The organism is Roseateles sp. GW821-FHT03B02, from assembly GCF_059421025.1.
The window spans coordinates 967,233-989,123 of sequence record NZ_JBWKUV010000001.1 but is presented as its reverse complement, the minus strand read 5'-3'; the positions used below and the strand labels follow the sequence as shown (position 1 = coordinate 989,123).

At 71.2% G+C, this 21,891-nt stretch carries 19 protein-coding genes and 1 pseudogene; 11 read left to right on the top strand and 9 right to left on the bottom strand.

From position 1 onward, the window contains the following. Window positions 1-48: 48 nt before the first annotated feature. Window positions 49-969 (bottom strand): LysR family transcriptional regulator, encoded by a 921-nt coding sequence (locus AC07VX_RS04380; RefSeq protein ID WP_493162918.1) that lies wholly within the window; start codon window positions 967-969, stop codon window positions 49-51. A 117-nt stretch (window positions 970-1,086) separates the two neighbouring features. Here AC07VX_RS04380 and AC07VX_RS04375 point away from each other — a divergent pair, with 117 nt between their 5' ends. The 3 genes from AC07VX_RS04375 to AC07VX_RS04365 all read left to right on the top strand — a co-directional run bounded on the left by AC07VX_RS04375 (window position 1,087) and on the right by AC07VX_RS04365 (window position 4,883). Continuing rightward, on the top strand, window positions 1,087-1,638 hold the full coding sequence (locus tag AC07VX_RS04375) for a carboxymuconolactone decarboxylase family protein (protein WP_493162919.1): 552 nt from the start codon (window positions 1,087-1,089) through the stop codon (window positions 1,636-1,638). A 60-nt stretch (window positions 1,639-1,698) separates the two neighbouring features. After that, a complete protein-coding gene (locus AC07VX_RS04370; protein ID WP_493162920.1) occupies window positions 1,699-2,163 on the top strand; it encodes a nuclear transport factor 2 family protein in 465 nt (154 codons plus the stop codon). A gap of 152 nt (window positions 2,164-2,315) precedes the next feature. Then, on the top strand, window positions 2,316-4,883 hold the full coding sequence (locus AC07VX_RS04365) for a carbohydrate-binding protein (protein ID WP_493162921.1): 2,568 nt from the start codon (window positions 2,316-2,318) through the stop codon (window positions 4,881-4,883). Window positions 4,884-5,022: 139 nt separating this feature from the next. On the opposite strand, the pseudogene AC07VX_RS04360 reads toward AC07VX_RS04365, so the two are convergent. From AC07VX_RS04360 to pedF, 8 genes and pseudogenes are all read right to left on the bottom strand, one after another. Next, window positions 5,023-5,404: pseudogene (locus AC07VX_RS04360) on the bottom strand (type II toxin-antitoxin system VapC family toxin). After that, the gene (locus AC07VX_RS04355) at window positions 5,401-5,604 is read right to left on the bottom strand and encodes a type II toxin-antitoxin system VapB family antitoxin (protein ID WP_493162922.1); all 204 of its coding nucleotides are present in this window, start codon (window positions 5,602-5,604) and stop codon (window positions 5,401-5,403) included. The pseudogene AC07VX_RS04360 and the gene AC07VX_RS04355 overlap by 4 nt, the downstream one beginning before the upstream one ends. Before the next feature lie 316 nt (window positions 5,605-5,920). Continuing rightward, window positions 5,921-7,051, bottom strand: coding sequence for a porin (locus AC07VX_RS04350; RefSeq protein ID WP_493162923.1), 1,131 nt, complete (start codon window positions 7,049-7,051; stop codon window positions 5,921-5,923). A 241-nt stretch (window positions 7,052-7,292) separates the two neighbouring features. Then, window positions 7,293-9,773, bottom strand: coding sequence for a TonB-dependent receptor (locus AC07VX_RS04345; protein ID WP_493162924.1), 2,481 nt, complete (start codon window positions 9,771-9,773; stop codon window positions 7,293-7,295). A gap of 133 nt (window positions 9,774-9,906) precedes the next feature. Next, a complete protein-coding gene (locus AC07VX_RS04340) occupies window positions 9,907-10,848 on the bottom strand; it encodes a beta-propeller fold lactonase family protein (protein WP_493162925.1) in 942 nt (313 codons plus the stop codon). A 13-nt stretch (window positions 10,849-10,861) separates the two neighbouring features. Next, on the bottom strand, window positions 10,862-12,973 hold the full coding sequence (locus AC07VX_RS04335; protein WP_493162926.1) for a TonB-dependent receptor family protein: 2,112 nt from the start codon (window positions 12,971-12,973) through the stop codon (window positions 10,862-10,864). Between the two features lie 28 nt (window positions 12,974-13,001). Next, the gene (locus tag AC07VX_RS04330) at window positions 13,002-13,844 is read right to left on the bottom strand and encodes a substrate-binding periplasmic protein (protein WP_493162927.1); all 843 of its coding nucleotides are present in this window, start codon (window positions 13,842-13,844) and stop codon (window positions 13,002-13,004) included. Then, entirely contained in the window at window positions 13,841-14,263 is a 423-nt protein-coding gene (gene pedF, locus AC07VX_RS04325; protein WP_493163828.1) for a cytochrome c-550 PedF, read from the bottom strand. Before pedF ends, AC07VX_RS04330 begins: the two co-directional genes overlap by 4 nt. Before the next feature lie 292 nt (window positions 14,264-14,555). On the opposite strand from pedF, the gene AC07VX_RS04320 reads away from it, so the two are divergent. The 8 genes from AC07VX_RS04320 (at window position 14,556) to AC07VX_RS04285 (ending at window position 21,847) form a co-directional block, all read left to right on the top strand. Beyond that, window positions 14,556-16,688, top strand: a complete 2,133-nt coding sequence (locus AC07VX_RS04320) for a sigma-54-dependent Fis family transcriptional regulator (protein ID WP_493162928.1) — start codon at window positions 14,556-14,558, stop codon at window positions 16,686-16,688. Window positions 16,689-16,882: 194 nt separating this feature from the next. After that, complete coding sequence (gene pqqB / locus AC07VX_RS04315; RefSeq protein ID WP_493162930.1) at window positions 16,883-17,827, top strand: pyrroloquinoline quinone biosynthesis protein PqqB; 945 nt, start codon at window positions 16,883-16,885, stop codon at window positions 17,825-17,827. Then, window positions 17,824-18,474: a hypothetical protein gene (locus AC07VX_RS04310; protein WP_493162932.1), complete on the top strand. Its 651-nt coding sequence runs from the start codon at window positions 17,824-17,826 to the stop codon at window positions 18,472-18,474. The genes pqqB and AC07VX_RS04310 overlap by 4 nt, the downstream gene beginning before the upstream one ends. Further along, window positions 18,474-19,085 (top strand): hypothetical protein, encoded by a 612-nt coding sequence (locus AC07VX_RS04305; protein ID WP_493162934.1) that lies wholly within the window; start codon window positions 18,474-18,476, stop codon window positions 19,083-19,085. The genes AC07VX_RS04310 and AC07VX_RS04305 overlap by 1 nt, the downstream gene beginning before the upstream one ends. Continuing rightward, window positions 19,082-19,573 carry a hypothetical protein gene (locus tag AC07VX_RS04300; RefSeq protein ID WP_493162935.1) on the top strand — a complete coding sequence of 164 codons (492 nt, stop codon included), beginning with the start codon at window positions 19,082-19,084 and terminating at the stop codon, window positions 19,571-19,573. Before AC07VX_RS04305 ends, AC07VX_RS04300 begins: the two co-directional genes overlap by 4 nt. A 2-nt stretch (window positions 19,574-19,575) precedes the next feature. Next, window positions 19,576-20,283, top strand: coding sequence for a hypothetical protein (locus AC07VX_RS04295; protein ID WP_493162936.1), 708 nt, complete (start codon window positions 19,576-19,578; stop codon window positions 20,281-20,283). Next, window positions 20,280-21,182 carry a sensor histidine kinase gene (locus AC07VX_RS04290; RefSeq protein WP_493162937.1) on the top strand — a complete coding sequence of 301 codons (903 nt, stop codon included), beginning with the start codon at window positions 20,280-20,282 and terminating at the stop codon, window positions 21,180-21,182. Before AC07VX_RS04295 ends, AC07VX_RS04290 begins: the two co-directional genes overlap by 4 nt. Next, complete coding sequence (locus AC07VX_RS04285; protein WP_493162938.1) at window positions 21,179-21,847, top strand: response regulator transcription factor; 669 nt, start codon at window positions 21,179-21,181, stop codon at window positions 21,845-21,847. The genes AC07VX_RS04290 and AC07VX_RS04285 overlap by 4 nt, the downstream gene beginning before the upstream one ends. Window positions 21,848-21,891 lie beyond the last annotated feature (44 nt).

Below are 21,891 nucleotides of genomic sequence, written 5' to 3'. Positions count from 1 at the left end.
GCTGACGGGGTAGGCCAAGCATGCCAGTGTGCCCTGAGGACGCCGACCCTAGATTTGCGGGGATGGCGAGGCGATCCCGCGCAAGGCCGCCTGCAACCGCGGCGCGGCGAAGTCCAGGAAGCTGCGCGTCTTCGCCGGCAGCCGGCCCTGGCGCGAGTACAGCAGGCTCACCGGCACGGCGGGCGGTTCGTGCGCGGCCAGCAGACGCACGAGGCGGCCCTCGCGCAGCGACTCGGCCAGCTGGTAGGACAGCAGCCGCGTGACGCCCACGCCCGCCTCGGCCGCGCGGATGGCGGCGTCGGCCGTCGTCACGTTCAGCCGCGTGCGGATGGGCACGCGCTGCGTCGCCTCGCCCGCCGCGAAGCTCCAGGCCGACGCGGCGCCCAGGCCGTCGAAGTTCACGCAGTCGTGGCCGCGCAGGTCGTCCAGCGTGAGCGGCGTGCCGCGCGCGGCCAGATAGGCCGGGCTGGCGCAGGCCACGCGCGTGATCTCGCCCACGCGTAGCGCGACGAGGCCGCTGTCCGGCAGCGTGCCGATGCGCAGCGCCGCGTCCACGTGCTCCTCCAGCAGGTTGGCGTTGCGGTCGCTCAGCAGCAGGCGCACGTTCACGTCGGCGAAGCGCGCGAGGTAGTCGGCCACCACCGGCACCACATGCAGCCGCCCGAACACCAGCGGCGCCGCCACGACGAGCTCGCCGCGCGGCGCGGCCTGCACGCCGGCGGCCTCGCGCTCGGCTTCCTCCACGCGCTCCAGGATCTCGCGGGCGGCGACGAGGTAGTCCCGCCCCGCCTCGGTCAGCGCCAGCTGGCGCGTGCTGCGCGTGACCAGGCGCGTGCCCAGGTGGGCTTCCAGGTCGGCCAGCTTGCGGCTTGCCGTGGCCAGCGGCATCTGCAGCCGCCGGCCGGCGGCCGACAGGCTGCCCTCGTCCACCGCCGCCACGAAGACGGCCATTGCATCCAGGCGGTCCATGTTTCCAAATTTCGAGAGACTGATTCGCCATTTTGGCGTCTAGTGCCGTAGATCGGGAATTCCTACAGTGATGTCACCGGCACTTACCGGCCTTCAACACCACCCAAGGAACCCACCATGAACACCCGCCTGCACACCTTCGCCGCCATCGACACCGCTCCCGCCGCCGCCCAGCCCCTGCTGAAGGCCGTCGAGGCCCGGATCGGCAGCGTGCCCAACCTGTTCCGCACCGTCGCCAGCAGCCCGGCGGCGCTGGAGGGCTATCTCGGCATGTCGGGCGCGCTGGCCAAGGGCCGCCTGCCGGCCGCCACCCGCGAGCGCATCGCGCTGGCCCTGGCCCAGATCAACGGTTGCGACTACTGCCTGTCGGCCCACAGCTACATGGGCAGCCATCTCGCCAAGCTCGACGCCGCTGAGATCCAGGCCAACCGCCATGGCCGCTCCAACGACGCCACGGCCCACGCCGCCGTGCAGTTCGCCGTGGCCGTCGCCACGCAGCGCGGCCAGGTTGCCGACGCCGAACTGGCGGCCGTGCGCGCCGCCGGCTATGACGACGCGCAGATCGTCGAGATCGTCCAGCACGTCGCGCTGAACACCTGGACCAACTACCTCAACAACGTCGCCCGCACCGAAGTCGACTTCCCCGCCGCGCTGCCGCTTGCGGCCTGAGCCCGCCGCCCCCCACGGGGCCGCGCCCTGCGGCCCCGTTCCTTCCTTCAGGAGATCGCCATGTCCCGCCCGCCCCTGCCGCCCTTCACTACCGAGACCGCCTTGCAGAAGGTGCGGCTGGCCGAAGACGCCTGGAACAGCCGCGACCCCGCCCGCGTCGCGCTGGCCTACACGCCCGACAGCCGCTGGCGCAACCGCAGCCAGTTCCTGCAGGGCCGCGAAGCCATCGAGGCCTTCCTGGCGCTGAAGTGGCGCCGCGAACTGGACTACCGCCTCGTCAAGGAGCTTTGGGCCACGCAGGGCGATCGCATCGCAGTGCGCTTCGCCTACGAGTGGCGTGACGACAGCGGCCAGTGGTTCCGCAGCTACGGCAACGAGAACTGGGCCTTTGATGCCGAGGGGTTGATGCACACCCGCATCGCCAGCATCAACGACCTGCCCATCCGCGCCGACCAGCGCCTGCTGCACTGGCCCGCCGGCCGCCGCCCCGACGAACATGCCGGGCTCACCGCCCTGGGGCTGTGATGGGTGCCGCCGATGTGCAGGCCGCGCTGGCCTTGGCCCGCGCCAAGCACGCGGGTTCAGGAAGTTGACACGCCCGCCACGCCTCTTCGATACTGATTTGGAACCGGTTCCAAATCAACAACGGGAGACAAGACGTGGTTCAACGATGGTTCGTGAGCGGCCCTGCCGGCCGCAAGAAACGCGCCCTGCGCGGTGCATTGCTGGGCGGCCTGCTGGCCGTGGCGGTTCTGGCGGGTTGTGGCGGTGGTTCGGGTGGCGGTGCAGACACCACGCCGCCCGCACCGGCCCCGACGACCACGCCCGAAGGTCCCGGCCTGCTGAAGACTGACGGCAGCAAATGGGTGGATGCCAGCGGCAAGCAGGTGCTGCTCAAGGGCACCAACCTCGGCAACTGGCTGGTGCAGGAGTTCTGGATGATGGGCCAGGGCGGCAACGGCGTGACTGACCAGTGCACGCTCGAAGCCAAGCTCACCGAGCGCTTCGGCTACGCCGAGAAGGAGCGCCTCATCAAGCTCTACCGCGACAGCTGGATCACCGAGCGTGACTGGGACCAGCTCAAGGCCTTCGGCTTCAACGTCGTGCGCCTGCCCATCCTGTGGAGCGTCATCGAAGACGAGAAGAAGCCCAAGACCCTGCGCGCCGATGCCTGGACCTACCTGGACTGGAGCATCGCCCAGGCCAGGAAGCGCGGCCTCTACGTCATCCTGGACCTGCACGGCGCCGCCGGCGGCCAGACGCCCAACGACCACACCGGCTGCGCCGGCCAGAACAAGTACTGGACCGACACTGACGCCCAGGAGCGCACCCGCTGGCTGTGGACGCAGATCGCCACCAAGTACAAGGACGAGCCCGTCGTGGCCGCCTACGACCCGCTCAACGAGCCCTGGGGCTCCACGCCCGAGGCCATGGTCACCCGCGTGGAAGACCTCTACAAGACCATCCGCGCCGTGGACGGCCAGCACATCGTGCTGCTGCCCAGCCACTACGGCAGCATCGATGGCTACGGAAACCCCACCGCCAAGGGCTTCACCAACGTCGCCTTCGAGATCCACCCCTACCCCGGCCTCTTTGGCGATCGCCCCGGCGACACGCCCTACGCCATCCACCGCGACTGGCTGCGCTGCGGCCAGAGCGGCGCCGGCGGCGTCTGTGCCTACAACAAGCAGGTCAGCGACCTCAAGGTGCCGCTGCTCGTCGGCGAGTTCCAGCCCTGGCAGGGCGCGGGCCTGGACCTCGGCGGCCAGATCGGCCGCGCCACCTACGACACCTACGCCAGCTACGGCTGGGCGTCCACCTCCTGGGCCTACAAGCTCGTCACGCCGGCCGGCGGCTCGGGCAAGGGCACCTGGGGCATGGTCACCAACGCGCCCAACCCCAATGCCGACAGCGGCCTGGGCCTGGTGGCCAAGGCCAGCACCTGGGACTGCGCCGGCTGGAACAGCAGCTTCGCCAACGCCTGCGCGGTGAAGGCGCCCACCATCAAGGTGGGCGGCACGGGCGCCAAGACCTACTGGTTCGTCATCAAGACCGGCGCCAATGCCGGCAGCAACCCCGACGTGACCTTCGACAAGATCAGCATCGTCGAGAGCACGGCCAAGACCGAGGTCATCGCCAACGGCGGCTTCGGCGCCGCCACCGGCTGGACGACGCTCGCCATCAGCGGCAGCCTCGATCTCGACTTCAACAGCACCGCCGCCGACAAGGCCCCCACCGGCAGCGACGGCGCCGTGCTGCGCGTGACGCGCCCGGCCGGCGTGACGGGCGAGATCAACGGCGGCGTCTACCAGGCCATCACCCTCGAAGGCGGCAAGAGCTACACCCTCAGCGGCGTGTTCAAGGACAACGGCAGCAGCAACACCTGGGCCGAGATGTACCTGCTCGACAAGCCGCCCGTGCCCGGCAAGGATGTCGTCGACATGACCGGCAAGGTGGACTTCACCACCGCCACGGTCGCGGAGATCGAGGCCCTGTTCAAGAGCTACGCTACCCAGGCCAACGAGCCGCACGCGGGCCTGGCCCAGTGGCTGGTGAGCGCCACCGCGCCCGAGGTCTTCCAGCTGCCCGCACGCCCGGCCGGCCTCAAGCTGCTGGAAGGCTCAGGCGGCAACGCGCTGAGCTGGACGGCCAGCAGCGATGCCAAGGTGACGGGCTACGCCGTCTACCGTGCCCCCGGCGCCTCGGCCAACTACACCAAGCTCGCCGACAAGGTCGCCGCCGTCACCTACTCCGACACCACCGCCGTGCCCGGCACCACCTACAACTACGTGGTGACGGCCCTCACGGCCGCCAACGAGAGCTTCTACAGCGACCCGGCCAGCACCACCGTGCAGTACGTGGCCGTGCCGGCGACGATCCAGGCCGAAACCTTCACCGCCATGAGCGGCGTGGAACTGGAAGCCTGCACCGACACCGGCGGCGGCCAGGACGTGGGCCACTTCGACCCCGACGACTTCATCGAGTTCAAGATCAGCGTCGCCACCGCCGGCACGTTCACGCTGGACTACCGCCTGGCGACCGCCAACGGCAGCACCGGCTTCGAGATCTGGGTGGACGGCGTGAAGGCCGTGGCCGTGATGGCCGTGCCCAACACCGGCGGCTGGCAGACCTGGGTCACGCAGACCAGCGCGCCGTTCACGATGACGGCCGGCAACCACACGCTGCGGTTCAAGTCCATCGGCAAGGAGTGGAACCTGAACTGGTTCAAGGTGAACGCGCAGTAGGGCGGTGTGAAGCCGAATCAACCCCCGGGGCTCGCCGGGGTTGAATGGACAAGCCGGCGGGTTCTCCTGCTTGCCGGCTTGTCTGGTTCGACGCGCAGCAGTGGCGCTGGCTGCAACGGCCGGCTACCTCGCGCCGGCCTCAGTGCATCCCAGGCCGATGCAGCACGCCGGCCCGCTCCGCCAAGGCCGCCAGCCGCTTGTTCAGCGTCCACAGCTCGGCGCCGGGGGTTATCAGCGTCGAGGCCAGCAGCGTGATGTCCACGAAGCCGCAGCCCAGGCCGAAGAGCTGCTCGCATTCCAGGAAGGCGAGCACCTCCTGCACACTGGCCTGCTGTGCAGAGGTCAGCAAGGCGAGGTCCGCCAGCGTCTGCGTGCGCGCCGGCGGGGAGCCGCAGCCAATCTCGCCGAGCACCATCGGGTGGCAAAGCGCCAGGTCCATGGCCAGCAGCTCCGCCAGCGCGGGGTTGTGGCGCCGAAAGTGATCCACACCAGACCGAGGTGTCCACCAGCACCGGTCTCACGGCGCGGCGTCCTCGTGGCGGCGCGGTATATCGCGCATCTCCGGCGCCTTGCCGCCGAGGGCCGCGAACCGCTTGGCCGCCTGAACCCGCACAAAGGTCTTGACCGCTTCGCGGAACAGGTCGGCCTTGTCCATCTCGGGGTCGGCCGCGTCCAGCGCCTGCTGGTACAGGGCATCGTCAATCGTTACGGTGGTGCGCATGGCGAGGCCCGGTTGCATCATTCCAAGCCGCGCGCCAAATGGTTGCACAAGGAGGGTAGTGCTGGCGGGGGACTTTGAATTTGAGACCTGACCCCGCCTTGCGCAGACAGGCAGTGCGACCTGAGCGTCACTTCGATGCAGCGGACGTTGCGCGAGTGGTCGGCACGGTGGGTTGAGACGCAGCGGTACTCGGCGGTGTGGCGGTTACCCGCACATCAGCCGTGATGGCCTTCGGCAGCCGCAGCCGCGCAACTCCAATCAGACGCGTGCCAAGAACACCCTGCTCGCGGGCGTGCCGCGAGCAGGGATCAGGCGATCAGAAGAACACGATGCCGCCAAGCGCCACGCCGCTCATCTTCGCGTCGCCGCCGCTCACCGGCTTCGACGTCGTCCGGCTCACCTCCCCCACCAGCGTCACGCTCTTCGTGAGCCCGTAGTACAGCCCGGCCGTCACGTTGGTGTTGCTGCGCAGGTCGTTGGCGGCCACGCCGTCCTTGAGCTTGCTTTCGCCCCAGTTCAGGCCCAGCTTGGTCTTGGCCGTGGCCTGCCACGTGGCTTGCAGCAGCAGGTTGGTCTGCTTGCGGTTGCCGCTGTCGCCGTCGGTCAGCACGCCCAGGCCCTTGCCGCTCTGCAGGTTGGCCGACAGGCCCAGCGCGCCGGCCGTCACGCTGGCGCCCACCTCCACGCCGTTCATCGTGAAGCCGGTGTTGGCTGGGCCTTCGAACTTCTGGCTCTTGGCGCCCAGCCAGGCCTTGCCGCCGCCGAAGTCGACTGTGGCCAGGGCCTGGAGCTGGGGCGAGTTGCGGCCGACCAGGGTGCCGGCGTCCACTGGGCTCATCAGCGCCACGGTGGCGCTGATGCCGCCGCTGGTGGGCAGGCTGTAGGCGAGCTGACCGTAGGTGCCCAGGTAGGTGTAGCCGGAGCCGATGTGGCCCAGCGTGACGCGGTTGCGCTGCGTGGCGCTGACCGGTGCGCCGGCGCCGATGAGCGTCATGTCGCCCAGGATGGCAGTCTTGCCGAACAGGCCGTAGTCGCGGCCGAGCTTCACCGTGCCCATGTCGGCGTTGCCGAAGGTGAAGAAGCCCTGGCGCACGTCCACGTTGTTGTTGTTGGAGATGGCGTCGCCCGAGGCCACGGCGGCGCCGATCATCAGCGTGGCGCCGATGTCGATGCCGTCCTGGCGGGTCTTGGCCGTGGTGGTGAGGGCGTTGGGCAGCAGGCCGTTGCCGATGACGGTGCGGCCGTCGGTGCCGCCGCAGCCCAGGCCCTTGGTGGCCAGCGCCACGCCACCCACGGTCTGCGCGCCGCTGCAGCTGGTGTGGGTGTAGTAGGCGTTGACGATGCCGCCGATGCCGATGTCCCAGTCGCCGGCCTTGAGGTCGGCGGCGTGCGCGGCGAAGCCGGCCGAGGCGAGGGCGGCGGCGATGAGGGTGCGGGTGCTGTTCATGTTGTCTCCAGTTGTGGTGGGGTAGCCGGAGCCCTTTGCGCAAGGGGTGTGCCAGTGCCGGCCTGGAGCGATGTGCCCGCGCGGGCGTTGCCGCGCGGCGCAGTGGGAGCAGTTCAGCGTGCCGCGACGGCACGGTGGCGAGGGTGCGCCCCGACCTGGGCTGTTGCGCCGCCTGCGCGGCCTGCTGTGCCGTGGCGCAGCGCGGTTGTGGCACTGCGCAGCAGTGCCCGAGGGCTTCTCGCTAGAAGCCGACCTTCACGCCCACCGCCACGCTGCGCGGCGCACCGGGCGCGAAGAAGCTGGCGTGGCGCAGCGGCCGGTCGCCGTTGGCGTTGGCCGGGAAGGGCCGGCTCTGGAAATCGCCCGCGTCGTTGAAGCCCGTGGGGCCCAGCTGGGCGGCGGTGGCATAGGCGCGGTCCAGCAGGTTGCTGATCTGGGCGAACAGCTTCCACCCCTTCGCCGGCTTCCATGCTGCGGTGACGTTGACCACCGCGTAGCCGGCGCTGCGGCCCGCGCCGAGGTAGTACATGCCGTCGGGCCGGTGCTGGCCGTTCTCGTTGCCGCGAGCCAGCGCGCCGCCCATCGCCACGGCGTCGGCGCCCAGGCTCCAGGCGTCGCCCAGGTCCAGGTCCACGTAGAGCTTGAGCATGCGGCGTGGCACGAGGGGGATGCGGTCGCCGGGGCGGATCGCGATGGTGCCGTCCACGCCGGGCAGGCCGGCCAGTGCGGCGTCGTTGCTGCTGTTGGAGGCGCCGTTGACGAGTTCGGCCGAGCGGTAGGTGGCGTCCAGCAGCGTGAGGTTCGCGCCGGCCGTGAAGCCCTTCATTGGCTGGCCGCTCAGGCCCAGCTCCACGCCCTGGCGGCGGGTCTTGCCGAAGTTCTTGAAGTAGCCGAAGCCGGCCGCGTCGTCGGCGACAAACAGCAGGTCGTCGCGGTTGTCGGCGCGGAACAGGCCCACGCTCCACACCAACGGCGCGCCGGCGGCGCTGCGCAGGCCGGCTTCCAGCGTCGTCGTGACGACCTGCCTGAGCGGCGGGTCGCCGGCGAAGGCGTTGGGCAGCTTGCAGGGGTTGGCCGGATCGGCGCAGCCGAGCTCGATGGCCGATGGATCGCGGCTGCCCTGGCTCGCGCCCACCCAGCCGTTGATGCCGGCCGCCGGCGTGAAGGTAAGGCCCAGCGCCGGGTTGAGGCGGCGGAAGGCGTGGTCGCCGTCCAGCGAGCCCGGGCCGCCGCCGGACGTGATGGCGTCGCGGTTGCGCACGCTGCTGTGGTTGTAGCGGCCGGCCACGGTCAGGTGCATGCCGTTCGCCACCGTGAGCACGGTGCTGGCGAAGACGCTGAACGTGCGCGTGCGGCCCGAGAGATCCACGCGGGTGTCGTAGGGCGCGCCGTCCACGTTGCCGCCGTTCACGCCGTCGCCGAAGGCGCCGACGCCGGTGATGCTGCGGTCGGCATTGAGGTAGCCCAGCTCCGAGCCCTGCACGAAGCGGCTGTGGCTGAAGTCCGCCGCGGCGCCGACGAGCGCCTGGCTGGGCAGCCCCAGCAGCGGGCCGTCGTGGCTGAGCTGGGCGGTGAAGCCGGCGTTGCGCTGCCGCGTGCGCGTCTGGTGGATGACGCCGTTGCACTTCTCGCCGGGCTCGTCCTTCAGCAGCGCCTGCGCGATGCAGCGCCACTTGGGGAAGGGCGCGCTGGCCGCGCTCTCGCCGGTGGTGGGGAAGCCCGTGTAGCCCGCGGCAGTGAGCGCGGCACGCTCGGAGGCGCCGGGCTGGTAGAGCGACTGGTCGAGCGCGTCGTCATTGATGTCGCCGTTGGTGGTGCGCGTGCGGATGCCGCGCACGTGGGCATGGCCGGCCAGCTTCCACGCGTCGTTCAGCTGCTGCGACAGCGCGAGGTTGAGCAGCGCCGCGCGGTTCCTGGTGTTGTCGGGCCGGGTGTAGACGCTGGCGCGGTCGCGGGCCAGCAGGCGCTGCTCCTGCAGGCCGTTGCCGTTGAGGTCGGTGTCGGCGAGGGACGCGGTCAGCGTGACGTCGGTGTCGTCGCTGCGCCGGCCGAGCTTGGCGAAAAGCTGGCTGGCGTCGGACGGCGAATCCACGCGCCAGCCGCGCTCGTGGAAGTGGTTGCCGGCCACGAACCAGTGCGTGCCGTCGGCGCTGCGGCCGCCCTGCTCGAACTCGGCCGTGCGGCGGCCGAAGGAGCCGGCCTGCAGCTGCACCGAGGTGCCCGGATTGCCGAGCCCGTCCTTGGTCTGCACGTTGAGCGCGCCGCCCAGCGTGTTGAGGCCGAACAGCGGGTTGGAGCCGGGGTTGAGCGCCACGGAGGCGATGGCCACCTTGGGGATCAGGTCCCAGCTCACCACGTCGCCGAAGGGCTGGTTGAGCCGCACGCCATCGAGGTAGAGCGACAGGCCCTGCTGCGAGCCCAGCAGCGGCGAGGCCGTGTAGCCGCGGAAATTGACGTCGGGCTGCAGCGGGTTGCCCTGCATCTCGTTGAGATGGACGCTGCCCAGGCGGCGGCTCATGAAGCTGCCCAGGTCCGGAGCCTGGCTGCGCTCGATGTCGGCCGCCCGCGCGGTCTGCACGTTGGCCGGGATCAGGTCGCGCGCGACGCCGGCGCCCGCCACCGGCGACACGCCGACGACCTCGACGCGTTCCAGCTGGATCTGCGCGCCGGCGGGCTGGGAGGCGATGCAGGCCAGCGTGGCCAGGCAGAGCGCGGGTTTCATGGCGGTCTCCGTGTTCCGGGAATCGATGCGATCGATTCTTCGCAGCGAAGCGGTGCGAGGCCCGGGAAGATTTCCCGGCACGGGCCCCGAGGAACTACCGCGTTCGCCCTGTCCTTGTGCCAGGCCGGAACAGTCAGCGGATCACCACGCCCCAGGGCAGCTTGCCTACCGTCACGTCGGCCACCTTCTGCTGCGTCTCGGTGTCGATGACCGACACCGCGCCCGAGCGCCCGCAGGCCACGTAGAGCTTGCGGCCGTCGGGCGTGAGCGCCATGTTCCAGGGGCGCTGGCCGACCGGGATGGTGGCGACGAAGGCCATGCTGGCCACGTCCAGCACCGACACGCTGGCGTCGCCGCCGTTGGAGATGAAGACGCGCCGGCCGTCGGGGTGCACGCTGATGCCGTTGCTCTTGGACCCGGCCTTGAGCTTGCCCTGCACCGTGAATGTCTGCGTGTTGATGACGTAGATCTCGCTGGACATCTCGGCCGCGACGAAGGCCTGCCGGCCGTCCGGCGAGAAGCCGATGCCGCGCGGCCGCGTGCCCACCGGGATTTGCGCCACCTGGGCGCGCTTGTCCACGTCGATGACGTCCACCGCGCTGCCTTCCTCGGCGCTCACCAGCACCCAGCGCCCGTCGGGGCTGAACACGGCGTGCTCGGGGTTCTTGCCCTTCACCTTCACGGCGAAGCTGCGCGCCATGGTGCGCGTGTCGACGAAGACGACCTCGTTGGCCTCCTCCACGGCGGCCGTCACCCAGCGGCCGTCGGGTGACTGGCCCAGGCCCTCGGGCGACTCGCCCAGCGGGATCTCCCCGGCCTGGCGGCGCGCGGCCAGGTCCAGCACGACGAGGCGGTTGCCGGGCTGGTCGCTCACGTAGGCGCGCCGGCCATCGGGGCTGATGACGGCGCCGCGCGGCTTGCTGCCGGCGGGCAGCTCGTAGAGCACGGCGTCGGTCGCGGTGTCGATGACGCTGAGCGTGCCGGAGCCCTCGTTGGAGACATAGGCCAGCGGGCCGGCATGTGCCGAGGCTAGTGCCGTGGCGAGCAGTGTGAGCGTGGGCAGCAGGCGGTGCATGGCGGTCTCCGGATCAGAATCGATAGCTGGCTGAGGCAGAGGCCAGCCAGGTGCGGCCCGGCGCGGGCTCGAAGAAGCGGCCGTTGCCGTCGTTGACGATGACGGAGCCGGCGTAGCGGCGGCCGGCCAGGTTGTCCACGCGCAGCAGCGCGCCCAGGTCCCAGGGGCCGAGGCTGAGCTGGTAGCCGGCGTGCGCAGCCAGCGTGGCGTAGCCGGGCGCGGCGTCGTTGTTCAGGTCGTTGACGTAGACCTTGGAGAGCGCCCGGCCCTCCACGCCGAGGCGCCAGCCGCCGGCCGGCTGCCAGGTGAGGGCGCCGTACAGCGAGGTGCGGGCGATGCCGGGGATGCGGTTGTCGGCGTTGACCTGTTGGTTGGCCGCGGCGCAGGGCGTGGCCGTGCACGTCAGGAAGCCGTCGCGGTAGCGCGCGTCCAGCCAGGTGGCGGCCACCTGCGCCTGCAGCGTGGCGCCGAGCTGGAAGGCGCCCGCCGCCTCCAGCCCGCGGCGGCGGGTGGCGCCGGCGTTCTGGAAGGTGGCGCGGCCGCCCACGTTGGTCTGCGTGACGATCTCGTGCTCGGTGCCGGTCTCGAACAGCGCCAGCGTCAGCTCGCTGCCGGCCCAGGGCCTGGCCTTCACGCCGGCCTCCAGGCTGCGGCTGGTGGCGGCCTGCAGCGCGAAGTTCAGGCCCGTGGCGCCGCTGGCGCGGTAGGCCAGCTCGTTGAGCGTGGGCGTCTCGAAGCCGCGGCCGGCGGTGGCGTAGACGCGCAGGCTGTCGCTGGCGGCAAAGCTCACGCCCAGCACCGGCAGGTTGGCCGCGTAGCTGGCGGCGCCGCTGTCGTCGGGGTTGGTCTTGGTGATGTAGGCGTCTGTGGACTTGAAATCGACCTTGCTGCGGCGCACGCCGGCGCTCAGCAGCCAGGCGGGCGTGGGGTGCCATTCGGCCTGCAGGTAGGGGTCGGCGCTGGAGACGCGGTTGGTTTCGTCGCGGCGCAGCGCACCTTGGACGCCCAGCGTCGTGCCGATGAAGTTCTGCGTGCCCACGCGGTGCTCGCGCAGCGTGTCGGCGGCCACGCCGGCGACGAGGCTGGCGGTCTCGCTTTTCCAGCGCCAGCGGATATCGGCGCCTTCGTAGTCGCGGCTCAGGTCGATGACGCCGCCCGGATGCAGCGCGTTGGCCTGCGTGGCCACCGGGATGGACTGGAACTGCATCGTCGTGCGGTGGCCCTGGTAGACCATCACGCGCAGCGTGTTGGCCGCGTCGATGCCGTGCTCCAGCACCAGGCCGCCCTGCTGCTGCTTCATGGTCTTGCGGGTGTTGAAGCTCAGTGCGGACGGGTCCACGCCTCGCGGGTCAGCCTGCCATTGGGTCCGCGTGAGGCCCAGCGGGTCTTGCGCTTCGGGCAGCTCCACACTGTTGGCGATGAGCGTGAGCTGGGTGGCGCTGCCCAGCTTGAAGTTCAACCGCGCGTTGCCCAGGCGGCGCTCCGTCTCGCTGTGCTGGCGGTAGCCGTCGGTCGTGAAGCGGCTGGCGCCCAGCGTGTAGCCGATGGCGCCGGCCTGGCCGCTGGCCGAGGCCGCCACGCGGCGCAGACCGTCGCTGCCGAAGCCGACGCTCGCGTCCACGCGCGGCGGGCCGCTGGGCGCTTCGGAGTAGATGCTGATGACCCCGCCCGAGGAGTTGCCGTACAGCGCCGAGAACGGCCCGCGCAGCACCTCCACGCGGCCCACGGTGCCGAGCTCGACGTTGGTGATCTGGCCCTGGCCGTCGGGCAGCGTGGCGGGGATGTCGTCCACGTAGACGCGCACGCCACGGATGCCGAAGCTGGCCCGCGCGCCGAAGCCGCGCACGGAGATCTGCACGTCCTGGGCGTAGTTCTGGCGGTCGCGCGCCAGCAGCCCGGGCACGGCGCCCAAGCCCTCGGAGATGTTGACCTGGGCCCGGCCGGCGCGCAGCGCGTCGCCGGAGATGCGGTCGATGGAGGCGGGCACGTCGAACGGCGCGGCCTCGGTGCGCGTGGCGGTGACGACGACGGGATCGAGGACGGTGGGCGCGCCGTGCGCCGCCGTGGCGCTCGCGGCCAGGGCAAGCGCGGTCCTTCGCGCCCGGTGCGCGAATCTTGTGGTCATGGTTGTCTCCAGATGGGGTCGGGTCGGCTCAGGCCGGGCGCCAGGCCACTTTGTACTTGGCAAAGATCTCGGCCACGCGACCCTGCTGGGTCAGCTGGTTGAGTGCGGCCTGCAGCGCTTCGGCCAGGTCGCCGGCATCCTTCTTCACGGCCATGCCGGCCGCCCAGCCTTCGCGTGGCGCGCGCGGCGAGGGCAGGGGCTCGATGCGGTAGGCCGCGTCACCCGCCAGCACGGCTTCCAGCTCCGACGCCAGGCCGGCCGCGGCGGCCACTTCGCCGCGCTGCAGCGCGCGGGCGGCCTCGCAGCCGTCCTTCCACTGCGTGAGCAGCTGCTCGCGGTAGGCGCCGCCGTCGGCGCCGATCATCAGCCAGCCGGCCAGCGTCTGCCCGGGCACGGCCACCTTGGCGGTGCCGAGCTGGGACAGGCTGTCCAGCACCGGCAGGTCGGCCACGCGGCGCGCCAGCATCACGCGCTCGCGGTAGTAGGGGCCGAAGATGCGCGCCTGCGGCGTGGCCTCGATCAGCGGGCGGTCCACCGGCACGTGCAGCAGCACGTCGGCCGGGCCGTAGCCCAGGTAGTGGCCCTTCCAGACCATGTTGCGCAGGTCGTCGGCCATGTTCTCGTCGGCATTGAAGGGCAGGGGCGAGAACTTCACGCCCAGCGCCTCGGCCAGCGCCTGGCCCAGCTCCATGTCGATGCCGCGGCCCTTGACGTGGAAGGGCGGCATGTCCTCGTACAGCCCGACGACGAGGCGGCCGCGTTCGCGCACCTGGGCCAGCGTGGCGGCGCCGGCCTGGCCCGCGAGGGCGCCGGCGGCGGCCCAGGCCAGCAGCTGGCGGCGGTTCAGCGAACGGCGTGGCGCGCCGTTCACAGCGGCTTCTCCCGGCGGGTTTCCAGGTAGGACTTGATGGCCCACATGGCTTCCTGCGTGAACACGCCTTCGAAGGGCGGCATGTAGACGGCGCCGTTGCGGCTGCGGCCGTGGCGTACGGTGTTCAGGAAGTAGTCGTCGTTCTCCTTCACGCAGGCGGCCTTCCTGGCGGCGTCCTTCAGCGTGGAGCAGTCGTTGTCCAGGCGTCGCAGGTCGGGGGCGATGCCGCCGGAGATGGCCTCCAGGCCGTGGCAGCGGGCGCAGTTCTGGTTGTAGGCCGAGGTGCCGATCTTGATGGCGGGCTCGTTGCTACGGTAGGGGTTCTCGGGGCGCCAGCCGTCGCCCAGCTGCGGCAGGCTGGAAGTGTCCACGGCCTGCGGCGTGACGTCGCCGTGGGCCCAAGCCTGCACGGTGACCATGACGGCAGCGATGCATAGGCTGCCGGCGATGACGAGGGGTTGGTTGAGTTTCATGAGGCTGTCTCCGTCTTTGTCGAGGTCTGCGGGGCCCGGGAGGGCTCGCCTGCTGTGCTGCAAGCCACATGCCAGGACGGGAGTGTTCCAAGCTGACACACTTGTTCCTGCGCGGCCAGACCGGCGCCGATGGACAGTCGGTGCGGTTTGGGACACGATGGCCAGACACCAAGACGAGCGGCGCGGCCCTGAGCCGGGACCGCCGGCCCTCCGGAGACAAGCCTGTGGAGGCAGGCCCATGAAAGCCTCTATGCAAACCATCGAGACCGAAGTGCCGGGCAGCCCGGCGCCACCGGCACCGCCGCGACAGGCCTTCATCGAGCGCAGCCATCTGCGCAGCGAAGCCCTGGGCCTGAAGCGCCACGAGAAGACCGGGCTGGATCCGATGATCCGCAGCGACCTGAACCTGGCCCGCGAGCGCAACCAGCGGCTATACACCCACGCCGCGCCGGTGATGCAGCTGCTCTACGAGCAGATCGTCAACACCGAAAGCATGATCGTGCTGACCGACGCGCAGGGCACCATCCTGCACGCCGTGGGCGACGACAGCTTCCTGGCCCGCGCCCACCGCGTGGCGCTGGCGCCGGGCGAGAACTGGGCCGAGCATGCCAAGGGCACCAACGCCATCGGCACGGCGTTGTTCGAGGAGGCGCCGACGCTGGTGCACGGCGGCGAGCACTTCATGCACGCCAACAGCTTCCTGACCTGCTCCGCCTCGCCCATCTTCGACCCGCGCGGCAACATGCTGGGCGTGCTGGACGTGACCGGCGACCACCGCGGCTACCACCAGCACACAATGGGCCTGGTGCGCATGTCGGCCCGCATGATCGAGAACCACTGGCTCTCGGACGACTACAACAACCGCCTGCGCCTGCACTTCCACAGCCGGCCCGAGTTCATCGGTACCTTGCTGGAAGGCATCCTCGTCGTGTCGCCCGAGGGCCGCGTGCTGGGCGCCAACCGCGCCGCGCTGGACCAGCTCGGCATGGGCGGCGCCGAGCTGCGCATGCGCAGCCTGAGCAGCCTGCTGGGCACCACGCCGGCGGCCATCTACGACCACTTCCGCATGCCGCTGTCGCCGCCGATGCAGCTCAGCCTGCCGACCGGCCAGACCCTGTTCGTCAGCGCCCGCTTCGACTGGCCTTCGCGCCCGGTTGTTGCCGGCCTGCGCCCCGCCGAGATGGCCGACGTCGTCGACGCCCGCGAGCCTTCGCCCGGGACCAGCACGCTGCGCGAGGGCGAATGGGCCGGCAGCGCCGGCACAGCGGCCTCGGCCGCGCCGGCAGACATGGCGGCCACGGCCAACGGCGCCCAGCGCTTCTCCGGCCTGCAATACCTGCGCACCGGCGACCCGCAGCTGGAGACCGTCATCCAGAAGGTCAAGCGCGTGCTGGACCGCGGCATCCCGCTGCTCATCCTCGGTGAGACCGGCACCGGCAAGGAGCTGCTGGCGCGCGCCGTGCACCACGATTCCAACCGTGCGCGCCAGGCCTTCGTGGCCGTGAACTGCGCCTCCATCCCGGAATCGCTGATCGAGGCCGAGCTGTTCGGCTACGAGGAAGGTGCCTTCACCGGCGCGCGGCGCAAGGGCGCGCCCGGGCGGCTGGTGCAGGCCAACGGCGGCACGCTGTTCCTGGACGAGATCGGCGACATGCCGCTGCCGCTGCAGGCCCGCCTGCTGCGCGCGCTGCAGGAGCGCAGCGTGACGCCGCTGGGCAGCACCAAGTCCATCGCGGTGGACATCGCCGTCATCGGCGCCACCCACCGCAACCTGCGCGAGATGATCGAGCAGCAGACCTTCCGCGAAGACCTGTACTACCGCTTGAACGGCCTGGCCCTGCGCCTGCCGGCGCTGCGCGAGCGGGCTGACATCGAGGCCATCGTGCGGCGCATCCTGCAGGCCGAGCGCCCGCAGGACACGCCCGAGCTCAGCCCCCAGGTGCTGGGCATGTTCCGCCGCTACCAATGGCCCGGCAATATCCGCCAGCTCGCCAACGTGCTGCGCACGGCGGCGGTGATGTCGGCCGGCGAGCGGCTGGTGACGACGGCGCACCTCTCCGACGACTTCCTCGAAGACATGCAGCGCGCCGTCGGTGGCAGCCTGCCGACGGCCCCGGCGCCCGCGCCGGCCTGGCCGGCCTTCGAGCCCCAGGCCACGCTGGCCACGCCCATGCCTGCGCCCGCTGCGGCCGCAGCCGCAGCCGCCGAACCCGCCGCCGCGCGCACGCTGGAGCAGGCCGAGATCGACATGATCCGCGCCACGCTGGACGCCGTGGGCGGCAACATCTCGCTGGCCTCCAAGCAGCTGGGCATCAGCCGCAACACCATCTACCGCCGGCTGCGCTGGAACACGGGCGAACGCCCGGAATGAGCGCCTGAGCGTTGTTCCCGGGCCTCAAAGCAGGCCCGGGACTTTCCCGGGGAGGTGCGCCGCCGCGCTGTGCCGAACTGGAGCAAAAACCCTGATGGATGCCGTTTTTGGCAAGGCACGGGTCTTGCACCCCCGGGTGCATCGACTTGCTGACACCTTGCACCCATGTCCCGTCTCCTTCAGTGGGGCTTCGCATGAAGCTCCTCGTGCTCGGCTCCGGCGCCGGCGGCGGCTTCCCGCTGTGGAACTGCCACTGCCGGCTGTGCAGCGCCTGGCGGCGCGGTGAACTCGACGCCGACGCGCGCACGCAATCCTCCATCGCCATCTCCCAGGACGGCCGGCCCGGCGAGGGCTGGCTGCTCATCAACGCCAGCCCCGACCTGCCGCAGCAGATCCGCGCCACGCCCGCGCTGCAGCCCGGCCATGCCGGCCATCCCGGGGACCAGCCCATCCGTGCCGTCGTGCTGCTGGACTCGCGGCTGCATCACGTCGCCGGGCTGCTGAGCCTGCGCGAGAGCCGCGAGCTGGAGATCTACGCGACGCCGCTGGTCTTCGAGGACCTGACGGCCGACCTGCCGCTGCTGCACGTGCTGGAAAGCTACTGCCGCGTGCGCTGGCGCATGCTGCCCATCGCCGGCGAGCGGCGCAGCGCGAGCTTCGAGATCCCCGGCTTCCCGGCGCTGAGCTTCGCCGCCGTGGCCGTGCCGGCGCGCACGCCGCGGCATGCGCGGCTGCGCGGCGAGGCGACGGGTGAAGGCATCGCGCTGCAGGTGCAGGACCGGCGCAGCGGCCGGCGCCTGTTCCTGTCGCCGGCGCTGGCGGACGTGGGCGAGGCCGAGCTGGCCTGCATGCGCGAGTCGGACTGCGTCGTCGTGGACGGCAGCTTCTGGACCGAGCACGGCATGCAGGAGGCCGGCGTCGGAGCCTTGAGCGCCAGCGACAAGGGCCACCTGCCGCAGCGCCGCCACGGCGAGCGGCCCGGCATGATCGACGTGCTGCGCGCCAGCGGCGCGCCGCGCAAGGTGCTGACTCACATCCACCACAGCAACCCCATCCTCGACCGCAGCGGCGCCCAGCACCGCGAGCTGGCCGAGCAGGGCATCGAGCTGGCGCATGACGGCATGGTGATCGAGCTATGAATGCATTGCCCCTCACCCGCTCCTCGCGCCCGCCCGAGCCGCTGTGGCTGGAGTGGCTCACGCTCGTCGGCGGACTGGCCTTCTGCACCTGGCTGCTGGGCATCAAGGGCGTGTGGGCGCTGCTGCTGGGCGCCGACCCGACGGGGCTCACGCTGGTCATCATCGCGGTCTTCGGCTGCTCCACGATCTGGTGCGGCCAGCGCTCGCGCGAGCTGCAGCGCCAGCGCCTGCTGCTCACCCAGCCACTGCAGGCGCGCATCGATGAGCGCAGCTGGGCGGCCGACTACGCCGCCGCGCTGCAGCTTGAGCCCGGCACCGCGGCCGACCTGCTGCTGGAGCACAGCCACGGCCCGCACGGCACGGCCTGGTGGGTCAACGGCATCCAGTTGAAGCTGGGGCTGCTGGGCAAGGTGATCGGCTTTTCCATGCTGGCGCTCGCCATCGGCAAGATGCAGAGCTTCGACCCGGCCCAGTCGCAGGACCTGCTGCGCAACCTCACCGCCGGCCTGGGCGTGGCGCTGCTGACGACGATGGTCGGGCTGGTGGGCAACATCCTGCTGGGCCTGCAGCTGACCCGCCTCGATCGCTTCGCCGATGCGCTGGTGGCTGACATCCAGCGCGCCGCGCTTGCGAAGGACGCCGACTGATGGCCCGCGCACGCCGCCGGGGCTCGCGGGAAGCGGAGGTCGACCCCTTCTACGACATGCTGTTCAACCTGCTGATCGGCTTCGTCTTCTGCTTCATCGTGGCGCTGCTGGCCATGAACCCGCGCGCGACCAAGGCCGGCGACGTGCCCTCCAAGGCCGAGTACATGATCAACGTGGCCTGGCCCGACAACAGTCCCAACGACATCGACACCTGGGTGCAGGACCCCGGCGGCAACCTGGTGTGGTTCCGCCAGCGCGAGGCCGGGCTGATGTACCTGGACCGCGACGACCGCGGCGAGGGCAACGCCTCCACCATCATCAACGGCCAGAAGATCCAGAGCCCGTTCCGGCAGGAGGTGGTGACCATCCGTGGCCTGGTGCCGGGCGAGTTCGTCGTCAACGCCCAGTACTACCAGTCGCACGACGGCCAGCCGGTGCCGGTGACCGTGACGGTCATCAAGGTCAACCCGCGCGCCGACGTCGTCTTCTACGGCACCGTCACCCTCGCCCGCCAGGGCGACGAGGCCACCGCCGTGCGCTTCACGCTGCAGCCGGACGGCAGCGTGGTCAACGTGAACACGCTCCCGAAAAGCCTGATGCAACGCCCATGACTCTGCCCATCATCCTGAGCTTCGCCGCACTGCTGCTGCTGTGCCTTCTCGCCCTGCTGCAGTCCCGCTGGCCGGCCTGGCTGCGCGGCCTGCTGGTGGTGGGCGTGAGCGCCTTCTACTTCTACGCCGAGGGCGCCATCCACACCCTCTGGGGCTGGCCCAGCGGCGACCCGCTGCCCGAGCGCTTCGTGCTGCTGGCGGCGGTCATCGAGGAGCCGGGCCCCAAGCGCGACGGCGCGCTCTATGTGTGGGTGAACGCCGTGGAAGACGGCAAGCCCGCCGCCCAGCCGCGCGCCTACGCGCTGCCCTACAGCAAGGACCTGCACGGCCTGCTGAACGAAGGGCTGAAAAAGGTGCGCAACGGCATCAGCCAGCTCGGCACGGCCGAGGCCAAGCCGCGCAAGGGCCTGTCGTGGCTGCGGCCGGGCAGCGACGAGCAGCAAGTGAAGCTGCGCGACATGCCGCTGCCCCAGCTTCCTGAGAAGTGACCATGCGCCGCTGCCTTCCTTTCCTCGTCCTGGCCCTCGTGGGTTGCGGCCGCTCGCCCGAGGCCGGCAACGAAGCCTGGTTCCCGCTCGCGGCCGGCCACCGCTGGACCTACCGCGTCACCACGCAAAGCGGCGCCGACACCTCTGAGCGCGAGAGCCTCACGCTGCGCACCCAGGGCCGCGAGACGCTGGTGCTGGACGACCAGCCCGCCTGGGTGCGCCGCAGCGACAGCGGCATCAACTACTGGCTGCGCGCCGACGACACCGGCATCCGGCGTGTGGCCAGCAAGAGCGACATGCAGGTGGACCCGGTGGCCGACCCGGCCGGCCGTTTCGTGCTGAAGGCGCCCTTCGCCGTGGGCACGCAGTGGCAGGCCGGCACCACCACCTACCTGCTGATGCGCACCCACGAGTACCCGCGCGAGCTCAAGCACAGCCACCCCAACATCCCCATGACCTACACCATCGAGGCCGTGGCCGACGAGGTGAAGGTGGCGGCGGGCAGCTTCTCGCCCTGCCTGCGCGTGCGCGGCATTGCGACGGTGCGGGTCTTCGTCGACCCCATCAGCGGCTTCAAGGACCAGCCGCTCGCCAGCGTGGAGTGGTACTGCCGCGGCGTGGGCCTGGTGAAGATGGAGCGCAGCGAGCCATCCACGTCGCCCATGCTGGTGGGCGGCTCGCGCACGCTGGAGCTGGAGAGCTGGGAGTGAAGCGAGGCGCGTGGGCGGCAGCCAACCAACGCGCGGCAGGTTGGCTGCCGCCCACGCGCCTACGCCGCGACCTGCTCTGGGTGGGCGGCGCGACGCTGGCCGTCTTCGTGCTGGGCAGCCTCGGCCAGTGGCAGGAGAAGCTGAGCACGGCCCTGGACCGCTACGAAGCCTGGCAGGCGGACGAGCTGCCGCTGGCGCTGACCGTGATGACCGTGGGCCTGGTGGGGCTGCTGTGGCGCCGCCACCGCGAGGCCGCGCGACTGCTGCGGCGCAACCGCGAGCTGGCCCGCCAGCTCATCGCCGTGCAGGAGCGCGAGCGCCAGGCGCTCGCACGCGAGCTGCACGACGAGCTGGCCCAGCACTGCACCGCCATCCGCATCGAGGCCGCCGTGGCCGAGCGCTGCACCGAACTGCCCCAGGCCGTGGCCGCCGCACAGCGCGCCGCCGCCAGCGCCGAGAGCCTGCAGCACGGCGTGCGCCGCCTGCTGCGCCAGCTGCGCCCGGCCGACCTGGACGCGCTGGGCCTGAGCGCTGCGCTGCGCGTGCTGTGCGCGCAGCGGGCCTGGCCGGTCTGCCGCTTCACGGGCGACGAGACCGCCAGCTTCGGCGAGGAAGTGGACATGGCCGTCTACCGCGTCGCGCAGGAAGCGCTGTCCAACGCGCTGCGCCACGCGCATGCGACGGCGGTGGACGTGCAGCTGAGGTCGACGCCGGATGCCGTGCAGTTGATCGTGCAGGACGACGGCCTGGGCTTCGACGCCGCGGCCGAAACCGCGGGGCTGGGCCTGCTCGGCGCTCGCGAGCGGGCGGCAGCCCTGGGCGGGCACCTGGGCGTGCGCAGCGCGCCGGGCAGGGGGGCTCGGGTGGACCTGTGGCTGCCCCTGGGAGGCCGGCCATGACGCGGCTGCTGCTGGTGGACGACCACCCCGTCGTGCGCGCCGGTTACCAGCGCCTGCTGGAGATGGCCGGCGGCTGGCGCGTCGTCGCGCAGGCGGCCTGCGTGGACGAGGCGCTGGACCTGCACCGCCAGCACCAGCCCGAGCTGACCATCACCGACCTCGGCCTGCCCGGCCGCGGCGGGCTGGAGCTGCTGCGCCAGCTGGTGGAGCGCGACGCCGGCGTGCGCGTGCTCGTCTTCAGCATGCACGAGGGCGAGGCCATGGTGAGGCGGGCGCTGGCCATGGGCGCGCGCGGCTATGTCACCAAGAGCAGCGCACCCGAGGCGCTGCTGGATGCGGCTGCGTGCGTGATGGCGGGCCGGCGCTATCTCTGCGGCTCGCTGCCGGCGCACTGGCTGCAGCCGCTGCCGCCGCCGGGCGACCCCGACGGTCTGGAGGCCTTGAGCGACCGCGAGTTCGAGGTCTTCCGCCTGCTGGCGCGCGGCCTGACGCCGGCAGACTGCGCCGGCACGCTGCACCTGAGCCCCAAGACCGTGTCCAACCTGCAGACGCAGATCCGCGACAAGCTGGGGTTGGCGTCGGCGGCGGCGATGGCGCACCTGGCCCTGAGACGGGGGCTGATCGAAGGCGGGATCAGCGGCGGCCAACTGCCGCATCAGGTGTGAACACGCCCCGATGGGAAAGCGGCCGGACGGGAGGTGGTGTGCGA